At 43.4% G+C, this 25,417-nt stretch carries 23 protein-coding genes and 1 pseudogene; 6 read left to right on the top strand and 18 right to left on the bottom strand.

The annotated features are described in order from the left end of the window. The first annotated feature begins 62 nt into the window (after positions 1-62). Positions 63-1,169 carry a hypothetical protein gene (locus tag ABD128_RS09790; RefSeq protein WP_343989668.1) on the top strand — a complete coding sequence of 369 codons (1,107 nt, stop codon included), beginning with the start codon at positions 63-65 and terminating at the stop codon, positions 1,167-1,169. 8 nt (positions 1,170-1,177) lie between these two features. Beyond that, the gene (locus ABD128_RS09785; RefSeq protein ID WP_343989667.1) at positions 1,178-2,800 is read left to right on the top strand and encodes a BCCT family transporter; all 1,623 of its coding nucleotides are present in this window, start codon (positions 1,178-1,180) and stop codon (positions 2,798-2,800) included. Positions 2,801-2,854: 54 nt separating this feature from the next. Here ABD128_RS09785 and ABD128_RS09780 read toward each other — a convergent pair whose 3' ends face one another. The 10 genes from ABD128_RS09780 to ABD128_RS09735 all read right to left on the bottom strand — a co-directional run bounded on the left by ABD128_RS09780 (position 2,855) and on the right by ABD128_RS09735 (position 14,242). After that, on the bottom strand, positions 2,855-4,288 hold the full coding sequence (locus ABD128_RS09780) for an NAD-dependent succinate-semialdehyde dehydrogenase (RefSeq protein WP_343989666.1): 1,434 nt from the start codon (positions 4,286-4,288) through the stop codon (positions 2,855-2,857). 96 nt (positions 4,289-4,384) lie between these two features. Then, entirely contained in the window at positions 4,385-6,151 is a 1,767-nt protein-coding gene (gene argS, locus ABD128_RS09775) for an arginine--tRNA ligase (RefSeq protein ID WP_343989664.1), read from the bottom strand. A 143-nt stretch (positions 6,152-6,294) separates the two neighbouring features. Continuing rightward, entirely contained in the window at positions 6,295-6,783 is a 489-nt protein-coding gene (locus ABD128_RS09770) for a low molecular weight protein-tyrosine-phosphatase (protein WP_343989662.1), read from the bottom strand. A 42-nt stretch (positions 6,784-6,825) separates the two neighbouring features. Next, a complete protein-coding gene (gene kdsB / locus ABD128_RS09765) occupies positions 6,826-7,605 on the bottom strand; it encodes a 3-deoxy-manno-octulosonate cytidylyltransferase (protein ID WP_343989660.1) in 780 nt (259 codons plus the stop codon). Beyond that, positions 7,605-7,784, bottom strand: coding sequence for a Trm112 family protein (locus ABD128_RS09760; protein ID WP_343989658.1), 180 nt, complete (start codon positions 7,782-7,784; stop codon positions 7,605-7,607). The genes kdsB and ABD128_RS09760 overlap by 1 nt, the downstream gene beginning before the upstream one ends. Before the next feature lie 15 nt (positions 7,785-7,799). Further along, the gene (lpxK, locus tag ABD128_RS09755; protein WP_343989656.1) at positions 7,800-8,783 is read right to left on the bottom strand and encodes a tetraacyldisaccharide 4'-kinase; all 984 of its coding nucleotides are present in this window, start codon (positions 8,781-8,783) and stop codon (positions 7,800-7,802) included. A 5-nt stretch (positions 8,784-8,788) separates the two neighbouring features. Then, on the bottom strand, positions 8,789-10,537 hold the full coding sequence (gene msbA / locus ABD128_RS09750) for a lipid A export permease/ATP-binding protein MsbA (protein ID WP_343989654.1): 1,749 nt from the start codon (positions 10,535-10,537) through the stop codon (positions 8,789-8,791). A gap of 15 nt (positions 10,538-10,552) precedes the next feature. Beyond that, on the bottom strand, positions 10,553-10,972 hold the full coding sequence (locus ABD128_RS09745) for an ExbD/TolR family protein (RefSeq protein WP_425545687.1): 420 nt from the start codon (positions 10,970-10,972) through the stop codon (positions 10,553-10,555). 21 nt (positions 10,973-10,993) lie between these two features. Beyond that, positions 10,994-11,683: a MotA/TolQ/ExbB proton channel family protein gene (locus tag ABD128_RS09740; protein ID WP_343989652.1), complete on the bottom strand. Its 690-nt coding sequence runs from the start codon at positions 11,681-11,683 to the stop codon at positions 10,994-10,996. A 228-nt stretch (positions 11,684-11,911) separates the two neighbouring features. After that, positions 11,912-14,242 carry a DNA internalization-related competence protein ComEC/Rec2 gene (locus ABD128_RS09735; protein WP_343989650.1) on the bottom strand — a complete coding sequence of 777 codons (2,331 nt, stop codon included), beginning with the start codon at positions 14,240-14,242 and terminating at the stop codon, positions 11,912-11,914. A 90-nt stretch (positions 14,243-14,332) separates the two neighbouring features. Here ABD128_RS09735 and ABD128_RS09730 point away from each other — a divergent pair, with 90 nt between their 5' ends. Continuing rightward, positions 14,333-14,941, top strand: coding sequence for a DUF2062 domain-containing protein (locus ABD128_RS09730; RefSeq protein WP_343989648.1), 609 nt, complete (start codon positions 14,333-14,335; stop codon positions 14,939-14,941). A 36-nt stretch (positions 14,942-14,977) separates the two neighbouring features. Here the strand turns inward: ABD128_RS09730 and lolD are convergent, their stop codons facing one another. Both lolD and ABD128_RS09720 read right to left on the bottom strand, forming a co-directional pair. Beyond that, positions 14,978-15,673, bottom strand: coding sequence for a lipoprotein-releasing ABC transporter ATP-binding protein LolD (gene lolD, locus ABD128_RS09725; RefSeq protein WP_343989647.1), 696 nt, complete (start codon positions 15,671-15,673; stop codon positions 14,978-14,980). Beyond that, positions 15,666-16,913: a lipoprotein-releasing ABC transporter permease subunit gene (locus ABD128_RS09720; RefSeq protein WP_343989646.1), complete on the bottom strand. Its 1,248-nt coding sequence runs from the start codon at positions 16,911-16,913 to the stop codon at positions 15,666-15,668. Before ABD128_RS09720 ends, lolD begins: the two co-directional genes overlap by 8 nt. Before the next feature lie 152 nt (positions 16,914-17,065). Here ABD128_RS09720 and ABD128_RS09715 point away from each other — a divergent pair, with 152 nt between their 5' ends. Continuing rightward, entirely contained in the window at positions 17,066-17,359 is a 294-nt protein-coding gene (locus ABD128_RS09715) for a hypothetical protein (protein WP_343989645.1), read from the top strand. Next, positions 17,352-17,765 (top strand): hypothetical protein, encoded by a 414-nt coding sequence (locus ABD128_RS09710; protein ID WP_343989643.1) that lies wholly within the window; start codon positions 17,352-17,354, stop codon positions 17,763-17,765. Before ABD128_RS09715 ends, ABD128_RS09710 begins: the two co-directional genes overlap by 8 nt. 23 nt (positions 17,766-17,788) lie before the next feature. Here the strand turns inward: ABD128_RS09710 and ABD128_RS09705 are convergent, their stop codons facing one another. Together ABD128_RS09705 and nagZ are read right to left on the bottom strand one after the other, a co-directional pair. Further along, positions 17,789-18,145, bottom strand: coding sequence for a DUF2288 domain-containing protein (locus ABD128_RS09705; protein ID WP_343989641.1), 357 nt, complete (start codon positions 18,143-18,145; stop codon positions 17,789-17,791). A 37-nt stretch (positions 18,146-18,182) separates the two neighbouring features. After that, positions 18,183-19,199: a beta-N-acetylhexosaminidase gene (gene nagZ / locus ABD128_RS09700; protein WP_343990482.1), complete on the bottom strand. Its 1,017-nt coding sequence runs from the start codon at positions 19,197-19,199 to the stop codon at positions 18,183-18,185. A gap of 243 nt (positions 19,200-19,442) precedes the next feature. Here nagZ and ABD128_RS09695 point away from each other — a divergent pair, with 243 nt between their 5' ends. Next, positions 19,443-21,284 (top strand): M2 family metallopeptidase, encoded by a 1,842-nt coding sequence (locus ABD128_RS09695; RefSeq protein ID WP_343989639.1) that lies wholly within the window; start codon positions 19,443-19,445, stop codon positions 21,282-21,284. A 585-nt stretch (positions 21,285-21,869) separates the two neighbouring features. Here ABD128_RS09695 and ABD128_RS09690 read toward each other — a convergent pair. The 4 genes and pseudogenes from ABD128_RS09690 to ABD128_RS09675 form a co-directional block, all read right to left on the bottom strand. After that, a pseudogene (locus tag ABD128_RS09690) lies at positions 21,870-21,995 on the bottom strand (PAQR family membrane homeostasis protein TrhA); the annotation flags it as partial. 23 nt (positions 21,996-22,018) lie between these two features. Beyond that, on the bottom strand, positions 22,019-22,552 hold the full coding sequence (locus ABD128_RS09685) for an REP-associated tyrosine transposase (RefSeq protein ID WP_343989637.1): 534 nt from the start codon (positions 22,550-22,552) through the stop codon (positions 22,019-22,021). 69 nt (positions 22,553-22,621) lie between these two features. After that, positions 22,622-23,314 (bottom strand): PAQR family membrane homeostasis protein TrhA, encoded by a 693-nt coding sequence (gene trhA, locus ABD128_RS09680; RefSeq protein WP_343989635.1) that lies wholly within the window; start codon positions 23,312-23,314, stop codon positions 22,622-22,624. A 34-nt stretch (positions 23,315-23,348) separates the two neighbouring features. Further along, positions 23,349-25,388, bottom strand: a complete 2,040-nt coding sequence (locus tag ABD128_RS09675; protein WP_343989633.1) for an oxidoreductase — start codon at positions 25,386-25,388, stop codon at positions 23,349-23,351. Between the last annotated feature and the right edge of the window lie 29 nt (positions 25,389-25,417).

Here is a 25,417-nt window from a genome sequence, read left to right as displayed (position 1 = left end):
AATTTGCTTTGTCAGTTTGTTACGGTTAGGGTTACACCCTTATTTTCACTGAGGAATAAGACATGACTAAATTTCTATCGGGCTTATCTGTATTGATGCTGGGTAGTTTAATGGCTTTCCCCTGCGAGTCCTTCGCCAATGATGATGAAACTGAAGTCAATATTGGTGGCGCTGTTCGTTTAAACTATGGTTGGAAAGATTATGACAACGATAGTGATGGCGCTTTTGATTTTGAACTTTTCGCTGTCGATGTAGATATCACTAAGGGCAAATGGTTCGTAGATTCACAGTTTCGCTTTTATCAAACATTTAATGCCATTCACCACGCAGAAGTTGGCTATAACTTCGACGATGAAAATCGTTTAGCGGTTGGTGTTTCACAGGTTCCTTTTGGTATTAGCCCCTACGCTTCTCACGGTTTTTGGTTCGGCGGCACTTACTATTTGGGCTTCGAAGATGATTATGACACCGGCATAAAGTGGACAAAAACATCCGGTGACTGGACTTTCGATACGGCTTACTTTTTCAATAGTGAGTACGATGACTCGGCACGTTACGGGCGCTACTCATTCGATATTGCGAGTACTGATGTTAGCGATAACAAAGAAGATGGCCAAGCCAACTTCCGTGCCCAGTATCAGTGGGGAGATCATGTTGTAGGTGCATCATTGCAAGCTGGTAAGTTCCGTAATCGCACAACAAATGCACAAGGTAACCATGCCGCCGCTGCTGTTCATTTCGATGGAAACTTCGATAGTTGGAACATTCAATTACAGCATATTTATTACGATTATGAAGATGCTCCTGAGCTACAAACAGACAATAATCGTATTGCAATGTCAGCCTTCGATTTCCCTTTCGAAGTCGCTACCGAAGCTAACGTTACTAGTTTCAACGTAGCAAAGACCTTTAAGGTCGGTAATGACTTTTTAGATAAAGTCGTCTGTTATAACGACTTCACCTATACCGCTACTAATAATAAACCAGGTTTAACGGATTCCATCCAAAACGTTACAGGCTGTACTTTAATCAAAGATGGACTCTACACCTATGTAGATTGGATCGCGGGCAAGAACATGTGGTTCGCTGGGGGCCCTGGTATCGGTATCTACAATGGTCCAGAAAAATGGCGTTCACGTTTAAATATTAATATTGGTTACTACTTCTAGGAGGACTTATGAGCGTCTCTGATAAAGAGTCGAGCGAAAAACAGAATCCACTGCATGAAAAGTATGATGCCGACCATGAAGTTGGCGAAAATAATGTTGAGTTGCTGGGGATGGATCTTCATAACCCAGTATTCTTCACTTCATCATTCTTTGTAATATTCTTTGTCATATTAACGTTACTATTCCCCGAAAAATCGAGCGATTATTATGAAGCGGCCAAAAACTGGTCGATCAGTAATTTTGACTGGCTGTTCATGATCGGCGGTAACGTTTTTGTTTTATTTTGTGTATTTTTGCTGCTTTCACCCTACGGAAAAATTCGTATAGGAGGCAAAAGGGCTAAACCTGACTTTAGCATACTGTCCTGGCTAGCCATGTTATTTGCAGCTGGTATGGGAATTGGTTTGATGTTCTGGAGTGTAGCAGAGCCAGTTGGTTACTTCACAAACTGGTTCGGAACACCTTTTAATGTCGAAGCGGGAACTCCTGAAGCAAAAGAGTTGGCGATGGGAGCGACAATGTTCCACTGGGGACTTCACCCATGGGCAATCTATGCTGTGGTCGGCTTATCATTAGCTTTCTTTGCTTATAATTGTAATATGCCTCTCACCATTCGCTCTAGCTTCTACCCTATTTTTGGCGACCGCGTATGGGGCTTTACTGGTAATGTGATTGATACGATAGCTGTTCTAGCGACTATCTTCGGTTTAGCGACATCGCTCGGGTTTGGTGCGCAGCAAGCCGCTGGTGGTATTCACTACCTGTTTGAGGATATCCCAAACAACATAACAACCCAGCTTGCGATTATATTTGGTGTAACTGTTGTTGCCCTATTCTCCGTCATTAGAGGCTTAGAGGGTGGCGTAAAAGTATTGAGTAATATCAATATGTCGATCGCTGCACTATTGATGATTTTCGTGATCATAGCAGGCTCAACCGTAGCTATTTTGAACGGAGTTGGTACAACATTACTCACTTACGCGGAAAATATAATCCCTCTGAGTAACTGGATTGGTCGTGAAGATCAGACATTCTATAGTGGTTGGACGATATTCTACTGGGCTTGGTGGATTTCATGGTCACCATTTGTCGGTATGTTTATTGCTCGCGTGTCTAAAGGTCGAACAGTAAGACAGTTTGTAGCCGCTGTACTGATTGTTCCTACACTTTTAAGCGCCGTGTGGATGACTACTTTCGGTACAACTGGCCTAGATCAGGTTGAGCAAGGTGTTGGTGAGTTGGCGCAAGGCATAACGGATGAGTCTCTTGCCCTTTTCCAAATGCTTGAAAACTTGCCATTTGGTTACATTACTTCAGTTGCAGCGATAGTTTTAGTCTTAGTATTTTTCATCACATCCTCTGACTCTGGATCGTTAGTAATCGACAGCATCACGGCAGGCGGTAAAATTGATGCACCAGTAACTCAAAGAGTATTTTGGGCTGTAATGGAAGGTGTTATTGCAGCAGTGCTGTTATATGGAGGTGGTAAGGAAGCGCTTGGAGCCCTGCAAGCCGCAGCAGTAACGGTTGGACTGCCATTCACCGTGATACTACTATTGATGTGCGTAAGCTTATTCTTAGGATTACGATCCGCTTACAATCTCAATTACAAAGGTAAGCCTTTAAAATAAACCAAAAAAGCCCCTTTCGGGGCTTTTTTATTGTTTAAGCTAATGGTCAAAACCTTAATTCACACAGGCATACTTAATGTCTAAGTAGTCGCTGATTCCATATTTAGATCCTTCACGCCCCATGCCTGATTCTTTGACGCCACCAAAAGGCGCCATTTCGTTTGAAAGCATACCTGTATTGATCCCAACCATGCCATATTCAAGCTCACGAACGAGTCGCTTAATGCGCTTTCTGTCTTCTGTATAAGCGTAAGACGCAAGGCCTGCGCTTGTGTTATTAGCCGCTGCGATAACTTCATCGTCATCGCTGAACGGGATTAGCGCGATAACGGGGCCGAATATTTCTTCGCTAACAATATCCATATCCTGAGTGACGTTGGAGAGAATCGTCGGTTGTATGATATTTTTAAACTCTTTACTTTGACTGCCACCAACTAAGATTTCTGCACCAGACTCAGTAGCCTGTTGGATTAATCTTAAAACTTTATCGATTCCCTTTTGATTAATCAGCGCGGTAATTTTAACGCCTTCAGACAAGCCGTTACCCAGTTTTAATTCGTTAACTTTATTTCCAAGAAGCTTGATGTACTCTTGATAAAGATTCTCGTGAACAAAAACGCGGTTAGCACAAACACAGGTTTGCCCAGAGTTTCTAAATTTACTCGCCATCAAGCCATATATAGCCGCATCGATATCGGCATCATCAAAAACAATAAAAGGAGCGTTACCTCCAAGTTCCATGGTAACTTTTTGCACATTTTCGGCCGATTGGGCGATCAGCTTTTTACCAACAGGAGTTGAACCAGTGAACGAAATTTTTCGAACCAGTGGACTTGAGGTAAGGGCTTGCCCTACTTCGCTTGATGAAGTGCTAGGAACTACATTTACGACACCTTTAGGGATACCAGCTTGATCCGCAAGCTCAGCCATGGCTAACGCAGAGAGCGGTGTTTCCGATGCCGGTTTTATCACAACAGTACAACCCGCAGCCAGCGCAGGGGCCACTTTTCTAGCGATCATTGCTTGTGGGAAATTCCATGGTGTAATAATTCCAACGACGCCAACTGGGTATTTGTGAATCTCAATTTGCTTTTCACCATCTGGCGAAGGAATCAGGTCGCCATTTACACGAAGAGCTTCTTCGGCAAACCATTTAATGTACGAAGCGCCATATAAAATCTCGCCTTTTGCTTCTGCTAGCGGCTTACCTTGCTCAATGGTTAATAACTCAGCTAAATCATCAGCGTTATCGGTGATTAGCGAGTACCACTTGTGCAATAAATTTGAACGGTCTTTAGCAGTGCTTTTCGACCAAGTTTTGAAGGCGGCGTTAGCCGACTCTATTGCCTGCTCGACCTGCTCTACGCTACAGTCAGCGACCGAGGCTATAATTCCGTTATCGAAAGGATTGTCTACATCAAAAGTCTTATCAGCAGACACCCATTGTCCGTCAATATAAGCACGTTCTTTCAGTAGTTCTTTATTCATAATAATGTTCATCCAAAAAAAATGGCTCCGTGATAGAGCCATCTTAACGAACATCAATTTTTTTTCAAAAGATCCATTCGGTATATTTATAATTCTTTACATGCGTTCAAGCGTTTCAATGCCAAGTAGCTCTAAGCCCACTTCTAATTGATTTAGACAGATTGAAGAAAGTTTCAATAGGCTAGCCCGCTTCGCTGTATCGGCTTCTTTGAGTATGTGTTGTTTCTGATAGAAAGAGCTAAACTCTTGCGCAAGATTGTATAAATGCTCACACAAAAAGTGTGGAGCCCGCTTTTCAACAGTTTTGTTTAAAGCTGAGTTAAACTCCAGTAACTTAAAGGTCAAAGCTCTTTCGTTATCAGAGGTTTCTAGTAATTCACCAGGCTCGGCACCAATTTCTTTTGCTTTACGCAGAATCGATTTAATACGAGCAACTTGCATCAACAAGTAAGGACCAGTTTTACCTTCAAACTCACTGAACTTCTCTAAGTCGAAAATGTAATCTTTAATACGGAAGTTTCTCAAGTCGGCAAACTTAAGCGTTGAAATAGCGACTTTATGGGCTATTTCTTCTTTTTCAGCTTCATCAAAATCGACGCCAAAGTTTGATTCAGCCAATTTTTTTCGAGCTTCTTCTTTAGCCATCTGGATTAAGTCATGAAGCTTCATAACGCCACCAGAGCGAGTTTTAAATGGTTTACCATCTTTACCGTTCACGGTGCCGAAATAGGTGTGCTCATAAGTACAAACTTTGTCCATGCCCATCAGATCTGCTGTCGCGAAGACCTGCTTGAAGTGTTGCTGCTGGCGACCGTCAACCACATATAAAACAATATCGGCTTTGTCTTCATGGATACGCTCGTATAGCGTTGCGATATCAGTAGTCCCGTACATCACAGCTCCGTCTGACTTACGTAGAATAAGCGGAGGCATGACCTTCTCGCCCTCATCGTCCGTAATCGGCACAATTAGTGCGCCTTGATCTTTAACAGAGATGTTTTTCTCTTCAAGCTCTTTTAAGACTAAAGGGATAAAAGGATCTGCATCACTTTCACCTTTCCACAAATCAAAAGTAACACCTAGCTCACCATAGTCACGCTTCAAAGTCGCGATTGACACTTCTACGAAATGTTTCCACAAAGCACGGTAACCTGGGCGACCATTTTGCAGCTCTAACGTCGCTTGACGTGCTTTTTCAGCCGCTTCTTCATCAGTTTTGCAGAGTCCTGACTCTTCTGGATATATGGTTTCCAAATCCTGAATCGTTACTGGCGACTCTTTCGGGTATTCGCCCTCAAAATTTTCATCGAAATAAGGCAAATCTGGTTGACGCTTTTTTAAGCCTTCAATCAACATACCCATCTGTGTTCCCCAGTCACCTAGGTGCGCATCGGAAACAACTTCGTAGCCTTTAAAGCGGAAAATACGTTGTAGTGAATCACCAATAATCGCTGTTCTTAGGTGACCCACGTGCATCGATTTAGCAACGTTTGGCCCACCAAAGTCAATCATAACCTTAGTGTTAGATAAGTCTTCGGCACTGCCGAAAGTGTTGTCTTTACTGAAAGTAGTCAGCTTATTGGCTAGATACTCTTCATTGACAAAGATATTGATAAAGCCAGGGCGAACCACTTCGATATTTTTGATAATGTCGTTATCAGCAAGCGAAGCAACAACCTTCTCCGCTGCAACAAAAGGGTTGCCAGCGCCCTGCTTAGCCGCCGCCATCGCACCGTTACACTGAAAGTCGCCTAACTCTGGTCGAGTACAGCGCACTGTAGCGCCGAAATCGAAAGATAAGTCGTTGTCTGCAAATGCTTGACCAAATAGTTGGCTTAAATCGTGTTCAATGGTGGTTAACATGCTTTATATTCTTAAGGTTGATTAAAAGATAAGTCGTATAAACTGCGCGCATTATACTAAAAGAACTCTGTTAATTGCTATGTTCGAACGGCCTATTGCCATAAATAAAATGTGCTTTGCTGGGTGCTGTATCAGACACTTGATTATGTTCTATTGAGTTCTTTTTTAACGAACTCTACAAGATTATCGCTCGCCACTTCAATCATGTTCAGTACGTCTGCGAATCCCTTAGCGCCACCATAATAGGGATCTGGCACTTCCTCGATACCCAGTTCAGGTGCAAAGTCTCGTATAAATAACTTTAACTTGTTCTCATATCCATTTGTTTTTAATAGAGATAAGTTGTGGTAGTTTTCAAGATCCATCGCGAGCACCAAGTCGAAATCTACGAAATCTTTGGCTTCTGCTTTTCGTGAACGAATGTAGGACAAGTCGTAACCCGCTTTCTTAGCTTCTTGCACGGAGCGTTCGTCAGGTGACTCGCCGACATGAAAAGAACTGGTTCCGGCTGAATCCACTTTAACGAGTTCGCCGAGGTTTGCTTCATTAACTTTATGTTGGAAAACCCCTTCCGCCGTTGGTGAACGGCAAATATTACCTAAGCATACAAATAAGACGGAATACTGATACATAGGATCCTCGATAGTTAATGATACTTTTGTACTTAGCTTTAATTAGAGCTGGTGTTGGCGATAATAAGTATTAGCCGCTTGTAAATCTTCTTCAGTATCAACCCCAAGACCAGGTTCTTCCTGCGCTGTTTCAACATGAATATTGAAGCCATTAGCCAATACACGAAGTTGTTCTAGCGACTCTAGCTGCTCTATTTTGGCAGGTTTCAGAGTAACATATTTATGAAGAAAGCCTGCACGGTAAGCATAAATCCCAATATGTCTTTGGCAACAGTTGGTGATTTCTACTTCTTTATTCTCGAAACTCCCGCGTTGCCAAGGAATCGGCGCGCGTGAAAAATATAAAGCCTTGCCATCGTCAGCCGCAACCACTTTAACCACATTGGGATTAAACACTTCTTCGTCGCTATTTATATCGGTGCTTAAAGTCGACATAACGCAATCCTGATGCTGCGCTAGGTTATTCGCAACTTGGCTGATGTTCTCTGATGAAATAAACGGCTCATCGCCTTGCACATTAACGATGATGTCCTTTTCCGCAATACCTTCTATCGTACAAACTTCCGCTAGTCGATCGCTGCCCGAAACATGATCATCGCGAGTCATGCAAACTTTGCCATTAAAAGCTTCAACGGCTTCGACGACGCGCTGATCGTCAGTCGCAACGATGACTTGCTTTGCGCCTGACAACATGGCTCTTTCATAGACGTGCTGAACCATAGGCTTATCGCCGATAAGCGCCAAAGGCTTACCAGGCAGTCTTGTGGATGCATACCTAGCAGGAATAACTACGACAAAGTCTGTCTTACCGGCTACCGTCATTAATCTAATTCCTCAGCAGCCACCTTTCTCGCCTCTTCCTCTAACATCACAGGAATATCATCGCGGATGGGGTAAGCCAATTTATCGAAGCGACAAATTAATTCTTGATCATCTTTTTTGTACAGTAGTTCTCCCTTGCACAAAGGGCAAACTAAGATATCTAACAAATTATGGTCCATAGTTCTTCTCACTTTTTAAGCTTGCGTCGCCATTAAGGCTGTTATTTTCTGCTTTAACAGAGAGTCTAAAGCAGCTTCTAACTCTGTGCTTACCGGCAAATAATACATTCTATCATCAGCAAACCGCTGACATTTAACAGCATCTTTCTCAGTCATTACAATTGGGCCATCTAAAGCAGCAAAGTCGTCACGAGTATATTGATGATGGTCTGGAAAAGCCATTGGTGACGGCTTGTACCCTAAGTTTTCTAGCGTATCAAAAAAGCGCTGAGGATTTCCAATAGCCGCTACAGCGTTAACCTTTTTGCTAACCAACTCTTTATCGTGGCCTAACGCAGTTATCTTGCCTGGCTTCAGACGCATGGTATCGCCGTTAATCACCGCTAAATCTGTAGACTTAAGACGTGACTTAGGCTCTCTAAGTGGTCCCATCGGCATTAACCAACCATTTCCTAACTGACGCTTGCCGTCAATCACCACAAGCTCAAGATCACGTTCTAATGCGTAATGCTGTAAGCCATCATCACAAATGATAATATCGCAACCAAGCTCAATGAGCTTTTGACCGCCTCGAGATCTGACCGGATCGACAGCGACTAACGCACCGGTGCGCTGATGAATAAGAAAAGGTTCATCGCCAGTAACTGAAGGCTCTAGAGAATCTTGATTGTTTTTCCCACCTAAAACTAGAGGGAAATTGGTAGCAGAGCCACCGTAACCGCGTGTGACTAATCCTGGGTTATGACCTTCCGCCTGCAACCACTCTAAAATATAAATGGCTAAGGGTGTTTTACCGGTTCCGCCAACTGTGATGTTACCGATAACAACCACAGGCTTTGTTAGTCGGGTGGATTTAAATAGACCTAAGGCGTATAGCTTGCGACGAGTAAACACAACAAGCCTGAGCAATAATTGTAATGGCAAAAATAACCACAGCCACCAGGCGGTTGGACGATACCAAAGACGTTCGAAAAATTGCTGAGTGGCTGAAACGGCCATGATGTCTACTCGCTAAACTGCATTTGCTGCAAGCGAGTGTATTCCCCGTTTTGCGCCATCAATTCTTTGTGCGAGCCTGCCTCGACAATACGCCCTTTGTTGACCACTAATATCTTATCAGCACTTTCAATAGTCGATAAACGATGCGCCACGACAATGGTGGTTCTCCCTACCATTAACGCTTCTAGCGCTTTTTGGATATGGCGCTCAGACTCTGTATCAAGCGCAGAAGTCGCTTCGTCCAAAATCAAAATTGGCGCATCTTTAAGCATCGCGCGAGCAATCGCTAGACGTTGACGCTGGCCACCAGAAAGTAATAAACCGTTATCGCCAACTTGTGTATCAAGCTGTTGTGGCAGTTGCTCGATAAACTCCCACGCATAAGCATCTTTAGCCGCCTTAATAATTTCTTCGTCAGTTGCGTCTTCTAATCGTCCATAAGCAATATTGTGACGAATGGTGTTATTAAAGAGCACTACATTCTGCGAGACAGTGGCGATTTGTTGTCTTAATGAGGATAAAGTCAGCTCATCAATTTCAATATCGTCGACTAAAATTTTTCCTGAGTCGGGATTATAAAAACGCTGAATTAAACTGGCGATGGTGCTTTTGCCACTACCAGAGCGACCGACAAGCGCAATGGTTTGTCCAGGCTCTGCTATAAAGGATACATCGTGTAAGATGGCCTTATCAGACTCATAAGCAAAACCAACTTTATTAAACTCTATCTTACCTTGGGCACGTTCGATAACTTTAGTACCGTTATCTGGCTCGTCAGGAAGATCTAGAATCTCAAAAACACTTTGCGCGCCAGCGATACCGCGCTGAAGGTGGGTATTAACGTTACTGATATCACGCATAGGTTTTAGAATCACGCCCATCATTGTGATAAATGTAATCAGCTCCCCATCGGTCATACGCCCTGCGAGTAGCTCCAAACTACCAAAATACATGATGGCGGCAAATCCAAAGCCTGCGACAATTTGAATTACAGGAGAGGCAATCCCTTTAGTCGCGATAAGCTTCATATCCTGCTGGCGATTTCGGTTTGCTTTGTTCTTAAAGTTGTTAATCTCGCGTTCTGCACCGCCAAAAATCTTAATAACCTGATTACCTTTAATCGTCTCTTCGGCCGTTTTAGTCACGTCGCCGACCACATTTTGGATATTACCACTGACCTTTTTAAGCCTTTTAGCACTGACGTTAATAATCCAAGCGATGACTGGAACGACAAGAAATAAAAACAGGGTTAATCGCCAGCTTATTAAGGTTAAATAAACCATGACGAATAAAATGGTGCCGCCGGTGCGAATTAATAAGGTAATCGCATCAGAGCTAGCTACTGCAACTTGCTCAGTGTTAAAGGTCATAGTCGACAATAAATTGCCTGGTGCTTTTTGCGAAAAGAATTGCGCGGGTTGGCGAATGTATTTTTCGTAGAGGCTTTCGCGGAAGTCTTGAACCACTTTACGCCCGACCCAGCCCATACAGTAAGTTGAAACGAAATTACAGATCCCGCGTAGAAAGATCGCGCCGATGATAAACACAGGTGTCTGAACTAATAAAAAGAATTTATCGCGCTCTTTGAGCCCGTCATCTATAAGATATTGAATGGCGTTTACAAAAGAGGCTTCGATCAAAGCGAAGCCTATATTGGCCAGAACCCCTATAAAGAACACCCACTTGTAGCGCTTGGTGTACCCTAGTAATCGTTTATATATGGCTGTATTTTTTTCTGATTGTTTATCTGACATTAATAATTTCAAACACTAGTTGTCTTCAGCTTCAGGCCTTAGCGTCGGTAGCGTCAGGTTTTTAAACCCTGCCTGCCCCGCTGCATCCATCACTGTAATCACAGCTTGATAGGGTGCGGCCGCATCTGCGCTGATTATAACAGGTGTTTGATTGTCTGTGGACGATTGTTTTATGGCTTCTATGATAGTGTTTAGTTCTCGGTTTACGAGACCATTGCCATTAACAAATATGTCTCCCGATTTGGATATTGCGACTTCAATCGACTCGGCTGGAGATTCCATCTGTTCGCCATTGGCTTGAGGCAACTCGATGCTAACTTTAGTTTCCTTTTTAAAACTGGTCGAAACCATAAAAAAGATAAGCAACAGGAAAACAACGTCAATCAATGGCGTGAGGTTGATTTGGACATCTTCTTTTTTCTTTTTTAACCACATAATGAAAAGGCTCTTGTGATCTTATTCAGCTGCAGTAGACGTGAAAATCTCACGCTCGCCATGTAAAACATCCACCATCTTCAAAGCTTCTTGCTCCATATCCGTTACTAACTCCTCGACGCGACGGATAAAGTGACGGTGCATAACAAGCGCAGGAATCGCCACAGCCATACCTGCCGCTGTAGTCACTAGCGCCTCAGAGATACCGCCTGCTAATGCATCCGCATTTCCTACACCTTCGACTCGCATGACGGTAAATACCTTAATCATGCCGATAACGGTGCCTAAAAGCCCTAGTAATGGCGCTACTAGTGCGATTGAACCTAAGGTATTAAGGTAACGCTCTAAGCGTACCACAACAGCCCTGCCCGCTTCGTCTATACTAGCTTTCATTGCCTCTCGACCATATTGATGGTTTAGCAAACCTGCTGTTAAAACCTCGCCTAATTCAGAGCTATTTTTAAGGTCGCGCATTTTACTTTTATCAAAACGCCCGTTTTTAATCCATGACCAAACTTGTGCAACAAGATGCTTGGGTAAAATTCGTTCACGCTTCAGAGCCCATAAGCGCTCCGCAATGATGCCCATGGCGATAAGTGAACAGATTGCAATCGGGATCATTGTCCAGCCACCCGCTTTGAATAAGTCAAACAAGGTGCCCGTCGAAGTTGCCAATAATGGTGTCGCAGTTGCTGAGAGTGAAATTACCATGTTCCCCAATACCTCAATGCTTTTAAATACTTATTATGCGCCCTTACAAAGGCCAAAAAAGAGTTGTTTATTAGTCAGTTATTATCGATTTAATCAAATTATTGTGCAGTAGCATTAAAATAAGAGCAAGCCTTGATTACAAGCAAGTGTGAACGAGTCCCCTACTTTGCTTTAATTTGAGCGTTAATTGTTCAGTGTTCCCCTGAGCTAAACCTGCTATTTAAAGTCTTATAGTTTATCGATTGTACAACTTTGCTTGCGCCAAATATGCTGATTTTGGCGCTCGTAGATATAGCTATTGTGGATGAGGTCTATAGTAATTTGTCCTAAGCAGCCGGTATGTATTTGCGCTATCCCAAAGTCATGGTAACGCTTAATCACTTTGTGGTGTGGCAGTCTGTATCGACTGTAGCGCTCGGTTGAATATATGGTGAGTTTTGGATCAACCATTTTTAAAAATGGATAAGTCGAGGAGCTATTACTGCCGTGGTGAGGCGCTATTAATATACTGGATTGTAGCTGCTTGCCTAACCTTTCAGCCAGTATATACTCAGCCTCTTTTTCGATATCCCCGGTGAGCAAGAGGGAGAAATCGAGTGCTGGGTCAGAACTTTGAGCCATAATCACGCATGAGTCATTATTTGAGCCCTCATTGGAACTGTCTGGGTATGTAGCTGAAATACGAAAAGCGCCGATCTCTTGAGCAAACCCCGACTCACAAACCTGAGTATTTTCACTGCCCCATGTGTTTTGCGCCCAACGCCCAACGATCAATTGCTTAACCGCTATCAAAGTTGCCACTTTTGCTACGCCCCCAGAGTGGTCGTTATCTTTATGACTCAGGATTAAAGCGTCAAGGTGATTAACACCGAGCTTTTTGAGGCTAGGATAAATGTAACTTTCAAAGGCACTGCCCTCGCTCGTGGCATATCCCGTATCGTAAAGAATATGGTGCTGACCATCCGTTAGCAAAATCGCCAAGCCATGGCTGACATCAAACACAATGGCCTTTGGTTGTTTTTGATAATTAGGTATAAATCCTTGCAACATTAACAAACAAGCTAAAGGTAATAACGGAATTCTTAGTCGTCCCAAGGGCAACAGCAACAATAAAAAGATAATAAACAGGCTTATCAATAGCCAAGGTTCAAAATAGCCATCGAGTAATAACAGGCTGCTCATGGGCTCAAGCGAATTATGGGCCCATTCGAGAGTATGAGTAATAAAGCCGTCAATAAAGAGTAGAAGCCAATCCAAACTAACAAGACTGAGCATGACTGCTAGAATAATGGCCGGTAGTAACAACACACTGAACACTGGAATCACGACAATGTTAACCAGCAAACCCGATAAATTAGCTTCTCCAAATATCAATAGACTGGGTAAAATCAAAACAAACGTTATACCAAACTGTAATTTAAACAGCTGGAAGAAAGTTCCTTGCCAACGCTTTAGGCCTTGAGTTTGATGCTTTACTCGTCCAACAAGCATAAAACTAATTACCGCCACGGCGGTAAAGCTCATCCAAAAGCCTGGCGAAAGGACACTTAAAGGATCAACCAGCAGAATAAGGAATAGAGCTAGTTTTAACCCCGAAAGTAATGCGCCTTGACGCTGATTCACTGCTAACAATGCAACGCAACACCACATGATTAATGCTCTGACTGTGGGTAAAGAAAAATCCGCTAAAGCGCAATAAATTGCAGCTAACGCACAACTCATCAAAAGCGAACAACGGTATGGCTCGATAACGCTTAGGCGTGTGACTCGCACAATAAAGCCTAATAATTTATAGACGAGCCAGAAACCAAGTCCCGCAATAATAGAAATATGTAATCCAGAAATTGCAATAAGGTGACTTAGCCCTAACTGCCGCAATAACACTTTTTCCTGATTAGGTATTCCAGACTTTTCACCAATCACTAATGCCTGTAGTAACCCATAGTTTGTATAGGGTTGAAGCTTCTCGAAAAGCGTTTGCCGCAACCGATTGATTGAGTAAGGATACGAGGGTTCTAAAAACTCGGAGCTTTTAATGTAGCCTTTCCCGTCCAAGCCGCTTTGAAAAATATAGCGCTCATAATCAAAACCGCCCTGATTGACAGGCCCATAAATAGGCTTCAGCTTTACCTGCATAGACCACTTATCACCTAATCGATAGGCGCACTGTCTAGAATAATCTTTAAGTAGGAGTTGTTTATTTTGAAGTTTCTTACTGTCAGATTGGTTAACTTTTGCGCGAAACTGACAGTATTCAGGATAAATAGCTGGTAATGAATCGATCACTGCTTCTATAATGTGCACGCTATTATTTTCTGGCGCCGGGATTTGCGCTGATAGACGCCATGAGGCGTGAGTTAATGACCAGCCAAGACCGAATATAAAGCCACTGAATAGTAGTAAGAAAGCTTGCAATAAAGGTTTGTCAGCCCTTTTCAATAGATAGAGAAAGGCGAACGAGATGGCTAATAAGCCAAACAAAACAAGTTTAGATGGTAGAGTCGGCAAAAACATGAGCGAAGAGCAGCCGACCATTAAGCCAAAAATCCATTTGAACATTCAGGGATAATCCTTATCCAAGCTTAATACATATGTAGTACTATAGATCATAGTACAGCTAATTCATTAAGAGTGTAACCGCGAAACTCTATGGCACGCAAGTTCCTAAAAAAAATCACGCCAGACCCAAAGAAAGTAACTGAAAATCGCTTTCTTAAGATTTTTGGTAAGTTAATCCATGACCCTGGACTATGGCACCTAAACCGTTACAGCGCATCGGGCGCATTTGCGGTGGGTTTATTTATGTGCTTTATGCCAATCCCTTTTCAAATGGTTGTGGCAGCTGGCCTAGCGATTTGGTTTAGAGTAAACCTACCCTTATCCCTGATTGTGTGCTGGGTAACCAACCCCATTACCATTCCACCTATGTTCTACTTTGCATATTTGGTGGGAACTTGGGTTTTGTCATGGCCACCCAGCGAGTTTGACTTTGAATTGAGCTTTGAGTGGTTAGGTAATGAGCTTGTTCATATTTGGCAACCTTTTCTTTTAGGCTGCTTTATTTGCGCTACTGTGGCTTCATTTATTGGTTACCATGCAATTAGCTTATCTTGGCGCTATCACGTGGTGATGGCTTGGAAAGCACGTCAACAAAAGTGGAAAGAAAAACTACTACACACGTTGCACCTCGATCATGACTGCGACAAAGAATCCGCCCCCAAGGGACAGTCAGAACAAAAAAAAGGCTCAGAACAATAATTCTGAGCCTTTACATTTAATGCTACTCTAAAAAGATTACACAGCTTGTAACTTACCATCTTCCAAATGTAATTGACGCTGCATCTTTCCAGCCAATTCTAAATCATGCGTCACCGTTATAAATGTCGTGCCCATTTCTCGGTTTAACTCACACATCAATTCATACACTTGATTCGCCGTTCCGTGGTCTAAGTTGCCGGTTGGTTCATCTGCCAAAACGCAGTCAGGCTCGGTTACAAGAGCGCGAGCGAAAGCGATTCGCTGACGTTCACCGCCAGAAAGCTCTGATGGTTTATGCGTTTTACGGCTTTCCAGCCCAACTCTAGCAATCAGTTTATTGGCGATTTTATGAGCTTCTTGGCGCTTCATGCCGCGAATTATCAGCGGCATGGCGACATTGTCTTGCGCCTCAAACTCAGGTAGCAAGTGATGAAATTGGTAAACAAAACCTATATGTTGATTACGAAAAGCACCTTGTTCTTTTGCTGATAAGCTATGAATATTGGTGCCATCGATAGTCACTTTGCCCTTAGTCGGCTTGTCGAGGCCGCCGATAAGGTGCAACAAAGTACTTTTTCCGGAGCCTGAAGAACCGACGATGGCAAGCTGCTCGCCCTTCTCTACAGTTAGATCAAGCTCGGTTAACACCTGTACATCACTAGCGCCATCACTGTAAACACGGCTTAGTTGCTCAATTTGAATGATTGGACTACTCACCTTAGGGCTATTCATAACGAAGCGCCTCCGCCGGTTGGGTTCGCGACGCCTTCCACGATGGATAAAGGGTCGCTAATACGCTAATACCAAAGGCTGATAAGGCAATCTTATAAACATCATCCCAAATCAATTCTGTAGGCAAGAAATTGACAAAATAAACATTCTTAGGGAAGACATTTGTTTCAAAGGTAACTTCAATCCAGCTCACAATATCCGGCAGGTTTAAAGCCAGCAGCACCCCAAGAATTACGCCTGCACCAGTACCAATAAGGCCGTTAATAATACCGCTAGTCATAAAGATTCGAAGTATCGAGCCGGGGCTTGCACCAAGAGTTCGCAAAATAGCAATATCGGCCTGTTTTTCATTAACCAACATCACCAAAGAGGTAACGATATTGAAGGCCGCCACGGCGATAATAAAGGTCAGAAGAATAAACATAATCTTCTTCTCCATATCAATCGCGTTAAATAGCGTCTGATGCTGGCGCGTCCAGTTGGTTACGTAATATTCATAACCCAAGTTTTGGCTAATATCCGTAGTTACATTGTGAACCTTCATCACGTCGACAGTTTTAAGCTGCAATGCTGAAACCCCGTCACGTTGGTGGGTCACTGCCGCTAAATCATCGAGGTGCACAAAAGCTAAGGATTTATCAGCCTCTGAGCGAGTTTCGAAAATACCTGTCACGGTAAACCGCTTGGCTCTTGGCTGAATGCCTGCGATCGACATCCGAGTTTGCTTTAAGAATAAGGAAGTTACTTTGTCACCAACATTTGCGCCAAGGCTTCGAGCTAGGCTAGAGCCTAAGATAATGTTATAGCTACCGTCAGTCAGCGTATCAAAAGAGCCGTTACGCATATTATCTTTGACAATGGTCACTTCCCCTATCTTCTCAGGTAAAACACCTTGGATCATACCGAACTGATCGGAGCCTAGATGCTTAAACATAGTTTCTGAGCTGATATAAGGCGATGCGCCGATGATGCTAGGGTTTTGCTTGACGGTTTTCTCTAACTCTTGCCAATTTTCGATATTCCCGTCATATTTACTGATCAGAACGTGCGGAGCCATACCAAGGATTCGGTCGCGTAACTCGCGCTCAAAGCCGTTCATCACCGACATAACGGTAATTAATACCATAACGCCCAAGGCAATCCCGATCATGGAGATTAAAGATATAAACGAAATAAAGTGATCGCGACGCTTCGCACGTGTGTAACGAAGGCCTACAAATAGCGAAAAAGGCAGCTTCATGGAGCTTTCTAATTTAATTAAATTGGCGTCATATTGAATGGTTCACAATTTGTAGTCAAGTTATGCAGTAGAATTAATCGTAATTATGATTAGGATTTAACGCTAATTTTTTGATATTCTTAGGATTACACAATGTTTGAGGAGTCAACATCATGAAAACAATAACAGCGGCAGTATGCGCTTTATCGCTCAGCTTCGGTGCGGGGATTGGCCTAAACACAGCCAAAGCCGAAGAAGTCAAAGTTCCAGTTGCACAGCAAGGTAAGAAAAATATTCAAGTACCAAAGCGAGGCGTTAGCAAAGCTTACGTTGAAAAGAAATTCGGTACTCCTACCAACGTTGAAGGCCCAGTCGGTGATCCACCAATTACTAAGTGGGTTTATAACGGTTATACGGTCTACTTTGAATATGACCACGTGATCCACGCTGTGGTACATCATGGTTAAAGAAAAGTTTTCTTTATTAGTATTAGTCATATTTTTCCTTTTAGGTTTAGAGGCAGTATATGCTACCGATACTAAAAGTGATGTTGACAATTTAAACGTCGCTGACCTTTTCAATAAGGTAAAAGAAGCTGAAGCAAAAGAAAAGGAAAAACCAACGGTTGATTACTATTATCAAGCGGGCCTAGCTAACATAACAAACGGAATGTATAAGACTGATGTCTTACAAATACTGGAAGGTACAAATCAAGAGTGGGTTGTAGCTGATTCAGGCTCACTCATTGAGTTATATAGACCTGTTAGTTTAAGTTCAGGAGAACCTATGAACGTTAGCTTATTTATAGGGTTCAACAAAGATAGACAAGTTATCTTTAGGGGTGAGAGGTACTTACAAGACACGGCCAAATAGCCGTGTCTCCTCATCCACAACTTCTATTTTTTGAGTTGCGATAAAATATACGGTGCGACCACCACTGTCCAAAACTCAGTTTCAGGTTTGCAGTTCGCTTTTACAAATTCCATCGGCATACGCTGAATCTTTTCTGAGTCGATCAAAGGTTTTATTTCTTCTGCGTTATCCAAGGACAAATCTGCGGCACAGTTAATCAAGTCAACGCTTTGGTCGATTAGTAGCAAATTTCCTTTGGCAAAAAAGCGCTCAATCTCTTTCCAAGCAACAATAGCCGTTTCGCCGTTGAGCTTAGCGACCAGTTCCTCCCGTGGCGTTAGCTGTGTGAAACTATCTGTTTTTTGATCAGTTAATTCTTCAATCTTCTTATCGTTAGACATATTAAACCTAATACTTTCAATGCGTTAATATATTAATTTAAACTAAATTATCAAGCTGTAGATCGTTCTGTAGCTGTAACCAATTATCGCTTTGGCGAACTTTAGTCAGCGAATAATTAAGCGACTGCCCTTTCATCTTAGCTAGCCTTGCGCTTGATTTGGGGTCCGTCTCAAAGTCGAATGATTCCATTAACTCACGGCCTTCTATCGGGTGATTACAGACCAAAACCATATCGCAGCCCGCGCTTACCGCGGCTTTTGCTCGCTCGTAATAACCACCTACAACTTCCGCACCTTTCATGCTTAAGTCGTCGCTGAAAATAACACCATTGAAGTTTAACTGGTTACGTAAAATGTCCTGTAGCCAAAGTTCTGAAAAGCCTGCAGGTTGTTTATCGACACTAGGGTAAATAACGTGCGCTGGCATGACCGCTTGATAATGGTCTGCTAATTCTGCAAATACACGCATATCTTGGCTGATGATCTGTTCACGCGGACGATCGTCCACTGGAATATCAACATGTGAGTCGGCTTCGACTGAGCCATGCCCTGGGAAATGCTTAGCCGTAGCTGCCATGCCAAAATCATTCATGCCCTTAATAAACTCACGACCTAGCTCGATGACTTCGTCTACTTTCGTCGAAAAGGCTCTGTCGCCAATAACTCGGCTAATTTCATTGCCTAAATCCAATACTGGCGCAAAGCTAAAGTCGATACCGACCGCTTGGACTTCTATAGCAATTAAACTGCCCCAGCGATACGCTGAGCGCTTGGCATCATCAAAGTTATTGGACTCAGCTAAGATAGTCGCCATCGCCGGAACCGCAGTAAACCCTTCTCTAAAGCGTTGAACCCGCCCTCCTTCGTGATCCACCGCAATCAATACGTCTTCCCCAGCAGTTTCACGCACAGCTTGAGAAAGCTCTGCAATCTGCTGTGGGCTGGCGTAGTTACGGCTGAAGAAAATGATGCCACCGAGCAAAGGGTTTTGTAGCATATCCTTCTCAGCAGCAGTTATCTCTAAACCTTCTAAGTCCAGCATTAAAGGGCCAATCGCCATAAAGTGTCCTATATTTGAAATTTAGCTATCATTCCTGCAGCACGAGAAATGATTGATTAACAGTTCGTGGAACACACTCCACTAAATTAAGCCGTATGATAACCGATCATCGAAATAACGACCATGCTGAATTCCAATTCTTAATTTGATTTCTCAATTCCAAACAAGTCGCTATAATGAGTCGCGACTATGAAACGATAATGATTATTATCAACTTAAACAATAAAAGGTAACTCTATGATAACGCTTAAAAAAGCCGTCAGTACCGCAGTATTGGTTGGCGCTTTATTAGGACAGCCGGTTATTGCTGACGATCACAAACAAAAGGTCACCGCTGAAGATGCGGCTGCTTTTGTAGCTGATGCGGAAAAGCAATTAACGGAAATCGCAGAATATGCAGCTCGTATTGCCTGGGTTAACGCAAACTTCGTTACTCATGACACCACGGCACTCAATGCACAAGTTGGCGAAGAGTACACAAAGCTTGGCGTTGAACTTGCTAACAAAGCTAAAAAATACAACGGCCTAGACCTTCCTTACGATGTTAATCGTAAGATTGAAATGATTAAGCTTGGTTTAACACTGCCAGCACCAGCTGACGCAGAAAAAACTAAAAAACTGGCGCAAATCACTTCTAAGTTAGACAGCATTTACGCTAAAGGTAAAAGCCCAGACGGCCGTAGCCTAGGCGAGTTAAGCCAAGTATTGCGTGAATCACGCGACGCTGATGAGCAGTTAAAGGCTTGGACAGGTTGGCGCGAAATTTCTAAAGAAATGCGTCCTCTGTATCAGCAAATGGTCGAAATCGCTAACGAAGGTTCGAAAGAACTCGGTTACGCCGACACAGGCACTATGTGGCGTTCAAAGTACGACATGCCAGCTGACGACTTTGCGACAGAAATGGATCGTCTTTGGGGCCAAGTAGAGCCACTATACACTGCCCTTCACTGCCACGTACGTGCTGAATTAAACGAAGAATATGGTGACGACGTTGTTGCAACGGACAAACCAATTCCAGCGCACCTTTTAGGCAATATGTGGGCACAACAATGGGGCAACATCTACGATATCGCAGGTCCAAAAAATGCCGGTAAAGGAATCGATATTGACCCTATCCTACGTAAACACTATGGGGTTGATAAAGACGAGGTAAGCCACGAAGAAAAAGAAGTAGCGGTTAAGAAAATGGTTAAAACTGCTGAAAACTTCTTCTCTTCTCTTGGTTTCGCACCACTACCAGAAACTTTCTGGGAGCGTTCGTTATTCGTAAAACCACGTGATCGTGATGTTCAGTGTCACGCTAGCGCATGGGATATCGATAACGAAGAAGATATTCGTATTAAAATGTGTACGGAAATCAACGGTGAAGATTTCCAAACTGTACACCACGAGCTAGGCCACAACTACTATCAGCGCGCTTATAAAGATCAGTCTATCTTCTATAAAGGCAGCGCGAACGACGGTTTCCATGAAGCTATCGGTGACACTGTGGCTCTATCAATTACACCAAAATACTTGAAGCAAATTGGCCTAATCGACAAAGAGCCAGACGCGAGCGCTGATATTGCGCTACTCATGCGCTCTGCGCTTGATAAAGTCGCTTTCTTACCATTCGGCTTGATGGTTGATCAGTGGCGCTGGAAAGTATTCAACGGTGAAATCTCGCCAGAAGAATACAACCAAGGCTGGTGGGAACTGCGTGAAAAATACCAAGGTATCGAAGCTCCAGTAGCACGTACTGAAGATCACTTCGACCCAGGTGCGAAATACCACATTCCAGGCAACACGCCTTATTCACGTTACTTCCTAGCACATATCCTACAGTTCCAGTTCTACCGTGAGATGTGTGACATGGCTGGTAACGAAGGTCCACTTCACCGTTGTTCGTTCTATGGCAACAAAGAAGTTGGCGACAAGCTAATCAAGATGTTAGAAATGGGCTCATCACGTCCATGGCCTGACGCGCTTGAAGCTATGACGGGTAGTCGTGAAATGGATGCGACAGCAGTACTTGAGTACTACGCACCACTTAAAACATGGTTAGACGAGCAAAACAAAGACCGCAACTGTGGTTGGTAAGTTTTGACTTTAGTCATACCGTTATAAAGAAAGGCGCCAATTGGCGCCTTTTTGGTAAGAAATATCAAAAATTGTACTCTAACCCCGATTGCTATTGACCAACCAAGCGGTGCGTTATAACGCACCCTACACTTTCTTTAAGATGTTGGTAGGGAGTCATCAGACTCTAACTTCATTAATTCCCGGTTAGAAATCATCGAAGGCGTTTAATTGCTGTTTTTTCTTCCATGCTTCAACAAATCCCGAATTAATAGGGTCAGAATTAATAGGGTCAGAGTACATTTATTTTACATAAAGGCCAAGAGTACCCGTAGCCTCGATTAGCGAATGCGTACCACGGGGACTTCCTACGGTCGTAATCGAGGGAAAAATTAACCATCAACAAGAAACCTCGAAATCACTGACGTTCTTTTCCCTAAAGGGATTCCCAAGGTCACAGGCTACACTTGCTTAAGGTATTAACCGTAAAGAAATAGGTTCCACCTTTTACTCGACTCCTTCGATAATTTGGCAATCCTTGCCTCCTTTAATTTCAATGGTGCGTCTAGACGCAGGGTCTGCCTCACTGGGTACCCTACAGGAACGTTAATAAACGTATAAATAAATCCCCAGGAAGTGACACACGGCGCCGCCGAGGACAAAGAGGTGCCAGATGGCGTGGTTGTAGGGGATTTTACGATCTGCGGCGTAGAATAAAGTTCCTAAAGTAAACGTAGGGTGCGTCGTGACGCACCTTATTCTCCGAACACTCCATCATAATTACCCACACCGCCCCAATCAAGTGAGTATAAACCTCGTTTTACATCTCTATGAAAGGTCGAATAGGGCCAGTCGATAACTTTTTTAACATGTCCATGTTTAACGGGATTTATGTAACAATAATCGATATGTCGACGGTAATCATCGCTACCCCGTATTTGATGCTCCCAAAACCGTCTTTGCCACACCAACTGTTCCTTACGATTAAGACGAGACTTATGGTTAGCGTTCGGACTATTGAACTTAATCCGCTTTGTGAATTCACTTTTCGTTAAACGAATTATTGTAGAAAAATCTTCGGAGTTTTGAGGAAGCGTCATCACCATATGGAAGTGATAGGGTAAAATAACCAAAGCATCCAAGTGGTAAGGATGCCTACTTTTTACACTTCTGAAAGCCTCTCTCAAAGCATCAATATGTCGAGTTAACAGCTGTTTCTGACGACTTAAGGTATTAACCGTAAAGAAATAGGTTCCACCTTCAACTCGACTCCTTCGATAATTTGGCAATCCTTGCCTCCTTTAATGATAATGGTGCGTCTAGACGCACCCTACGAGAACTTTCGAGGCTACACTTACTTAATAAACGTATAAATATATCCCAAGGAAGTGACACACGGCGCCGCCGAGGACAAAGAGGTGCCAGATGGCGTGGTTGTAGGGGATTTTACGATCTGCGGCGTAGAATACAGTTCCTAAAGTGTAGGATAAACCACCTGCAAGAAGTAACCATAAGGCGCCTGGGGCTACTTTATCGAGCATTTCTGGTGCTGCGACGACAATAACCCAGCCCATTAAGATATACGTAATTAATGAGACTCTTGGGAAGCGTTGTTTAAACTTTACTTTGAAAGTAACGCCGAACACGGCTAACGCCCAAATCACACCGAATAACGACCAGCCCCAGATTCCGTTTAGGCTAATTAACACAAACGGTGTATAAGTACCGGCGATTAAAAAATAAATCGCGCAGTGATCCAACGTTTGAAAAGTCTTCTTAATATTTTCAGGTTGAAAACTGTGGTACAGCGTAGAAGTGGTAAAGAGCATGACTAAGCTCAGTCCATACACAATTCCACTGCCCAGTTTCCAGCCGTCGAACGGATCGAGCGAGCTCATGATCATCATCGTCATGGCGGCGACACTGAGTAACGCTCCGATAGCATGGCTCATGGCATTGGCGATTTCTTCACCAATGCTATAAGTATGCTCTGTTAGCTCAACGTCTAGATGCGCTCTGGCGTGAGGTGTGTTGCTTTCTGGTTGATTCATGGTGTCCAAAATACCTATTTTATACTTCTCAAATTTATATGCTTAAGGCTAACTCTGTACCTTGTTTAATCGCGCGCTTCGCGTCTAACTCCGCTGCTACATCGGCGCCACCAATTAAGTGTACTTTCTGTCCTTTTGCTTCTAATTGCTCTGCTAATGTTCGATTCGGAACCTGACCGGCACAAATTACAATGTTGTCCACAGCCAAGGTTTCTGTTTTGCCTGAAGATTTATGTTCAATAACCAAACCTTCGTCATTAATTTCTTTATAGTCAACACCCGACACCATCTGGACCTGTTTGTGTCTTAAGCTGGTGCGGTGGATCCATCCGGTTGTTTTGCCTAGCCCTTTGCCCATTTTAGTTTCTTTACGTTGCAACATAGTTACTTGGCGAGCTGGAGGCGTAATTTCGGCTTCATCAAGCAAGCCACCCTCTTCTTGATACATTCGATCGATGCCCCACTCTTTTAGCCACTCGTCGAGGTTCAATGTCGGCGACTCGCCTTCGTGGACTAAGTATTCAGACACATCAAAACCAATACCACCAGCACCAATTACAGCAACTTTCTCACCAACCGGCTTTTTATGTAAAAGCACATCAATATACGACAATACTTTTTCATGCTCGATGCCTGGGATCGCAGGAGTTCTCGGCGTAACACCTGCAGCAATAATCACTTCATCAAACTTAACTTTGGCATTATCGCCAGTTAAGCTTTCTACTGTCGCTTCTGTTTCTAAGTGGAGGTTCACGCCTGTTTCTTCAAGCAAATGCTTAAAATAACGTAGTGTTTCGTAAAACTCTTCTTTGCCTGGAATTTGATTGGCAATGTTTAACTGGCCACCTATACGGTTGGCTTTATCGAATAAATGAACTTCGTGGCCACGTTTTGCTGCTTCAGTCGAGAAGGCTAATCCTGCTGGACCTGAGCCGATTACGGCTATCTTCTTTTTGAAATTCAACGGCTGTGGAACTAACTCAGTTTCATAGCACGCTTTTGGGTTAACTAAACAGGTTGCGCGTTTTTGTTTAAACACATGATCTAAACAGGCCTGGTTGCAGGCAATACAAGTATTAATTAAGTCACGCTGATCGTTTTCTGCTTTTACTACAAAGTCTGGATCGGCCAACAATGGACGCGCCATTGATACCATATCGGCACAATCGTCAGCTAGAACCTGCTCAGCGACTTCCGGCATATTAATTCGGTTCGAAGTAATCAATGGAACCTTAACTTCTTCACGTAACTTCTTGGTTACCCAAGTAAAAGCACGACGAGGGACTGACGTGGTAATCGTTGGAACACGAGCTTCGTGCCAACCAATACCCGTGTTGATGATTGTGACACCGGCTTTTTCTACTTCTTTTGCTAGCTGTACAACTTCCTGCCAGTTACTACCGCCCTTTACTAAGTCGATCATTGATAAGCGATAAATGGTAATAAAGTCATCACCCACCGCTTCTTTGACCGCTTTTATAATTTCTAGCGGGAAGCGAATACGGTTTTCATAAGAGCCACCCCATCGATCGGTACGTTTATTAGTTCGAGTGACAATGAATTGATTAATCAAATAGCCTTCAGAGCCCATGATTTCTACACCATCATAACCGGCTTCCTTGGCTAAGCGCGCACAACGAGCATAGTGCTTGATGGTTTTCTTAATCATGCGCTCGGACATTTCTTTTGGCGTAAATGGTGAAATTGGCGCTTTAATTTTTGACGCTGAAACCGACAATGGATGGTAGGCATAACGACCAGCATGCAGAATCTGTAGGGCAATTTTACCCCCTGCTTGATGCACAGCGTCGGTCACAATCTTGTGCTTTTTAACGTGTCGGCGACTGCTCAACTGCGACGAATGTGGCGCTAAGCGGCCACGAAAGTTTGGGGAAATACCGCCAGTCACCATCAATGCCACACCGCCTCGTGCACGCGCCGCATAGAATTCAGCCATTTTTTCAAAGCCACCCTTTTTTTCCTCGAGCCCAGTATGCATCGAGCCCATGAGCACGCGGTTTTTGAGTTGGGTAAAGCCAAGATCAAGAGGTTCTAGTAATTTTGGGTATTTCACAGTCTTAGTTATCACTAATTAAAAAGCCG

The organism is Kangiella japonica, assembly GCF_039523535.1.
In the GTDB taxonomy this organism is placed as follows: domain Bacteria; phylum Pseudomonadota; class Gammaproteobacteria; order Enterobacterales; family Kangiellaceae; genus Kangiella; species Kangiella japonica.
Note: the sequence above shows the minus strand (reverse complement) of the source record. Positions and strands in the feature narration are given on the sequence as shown.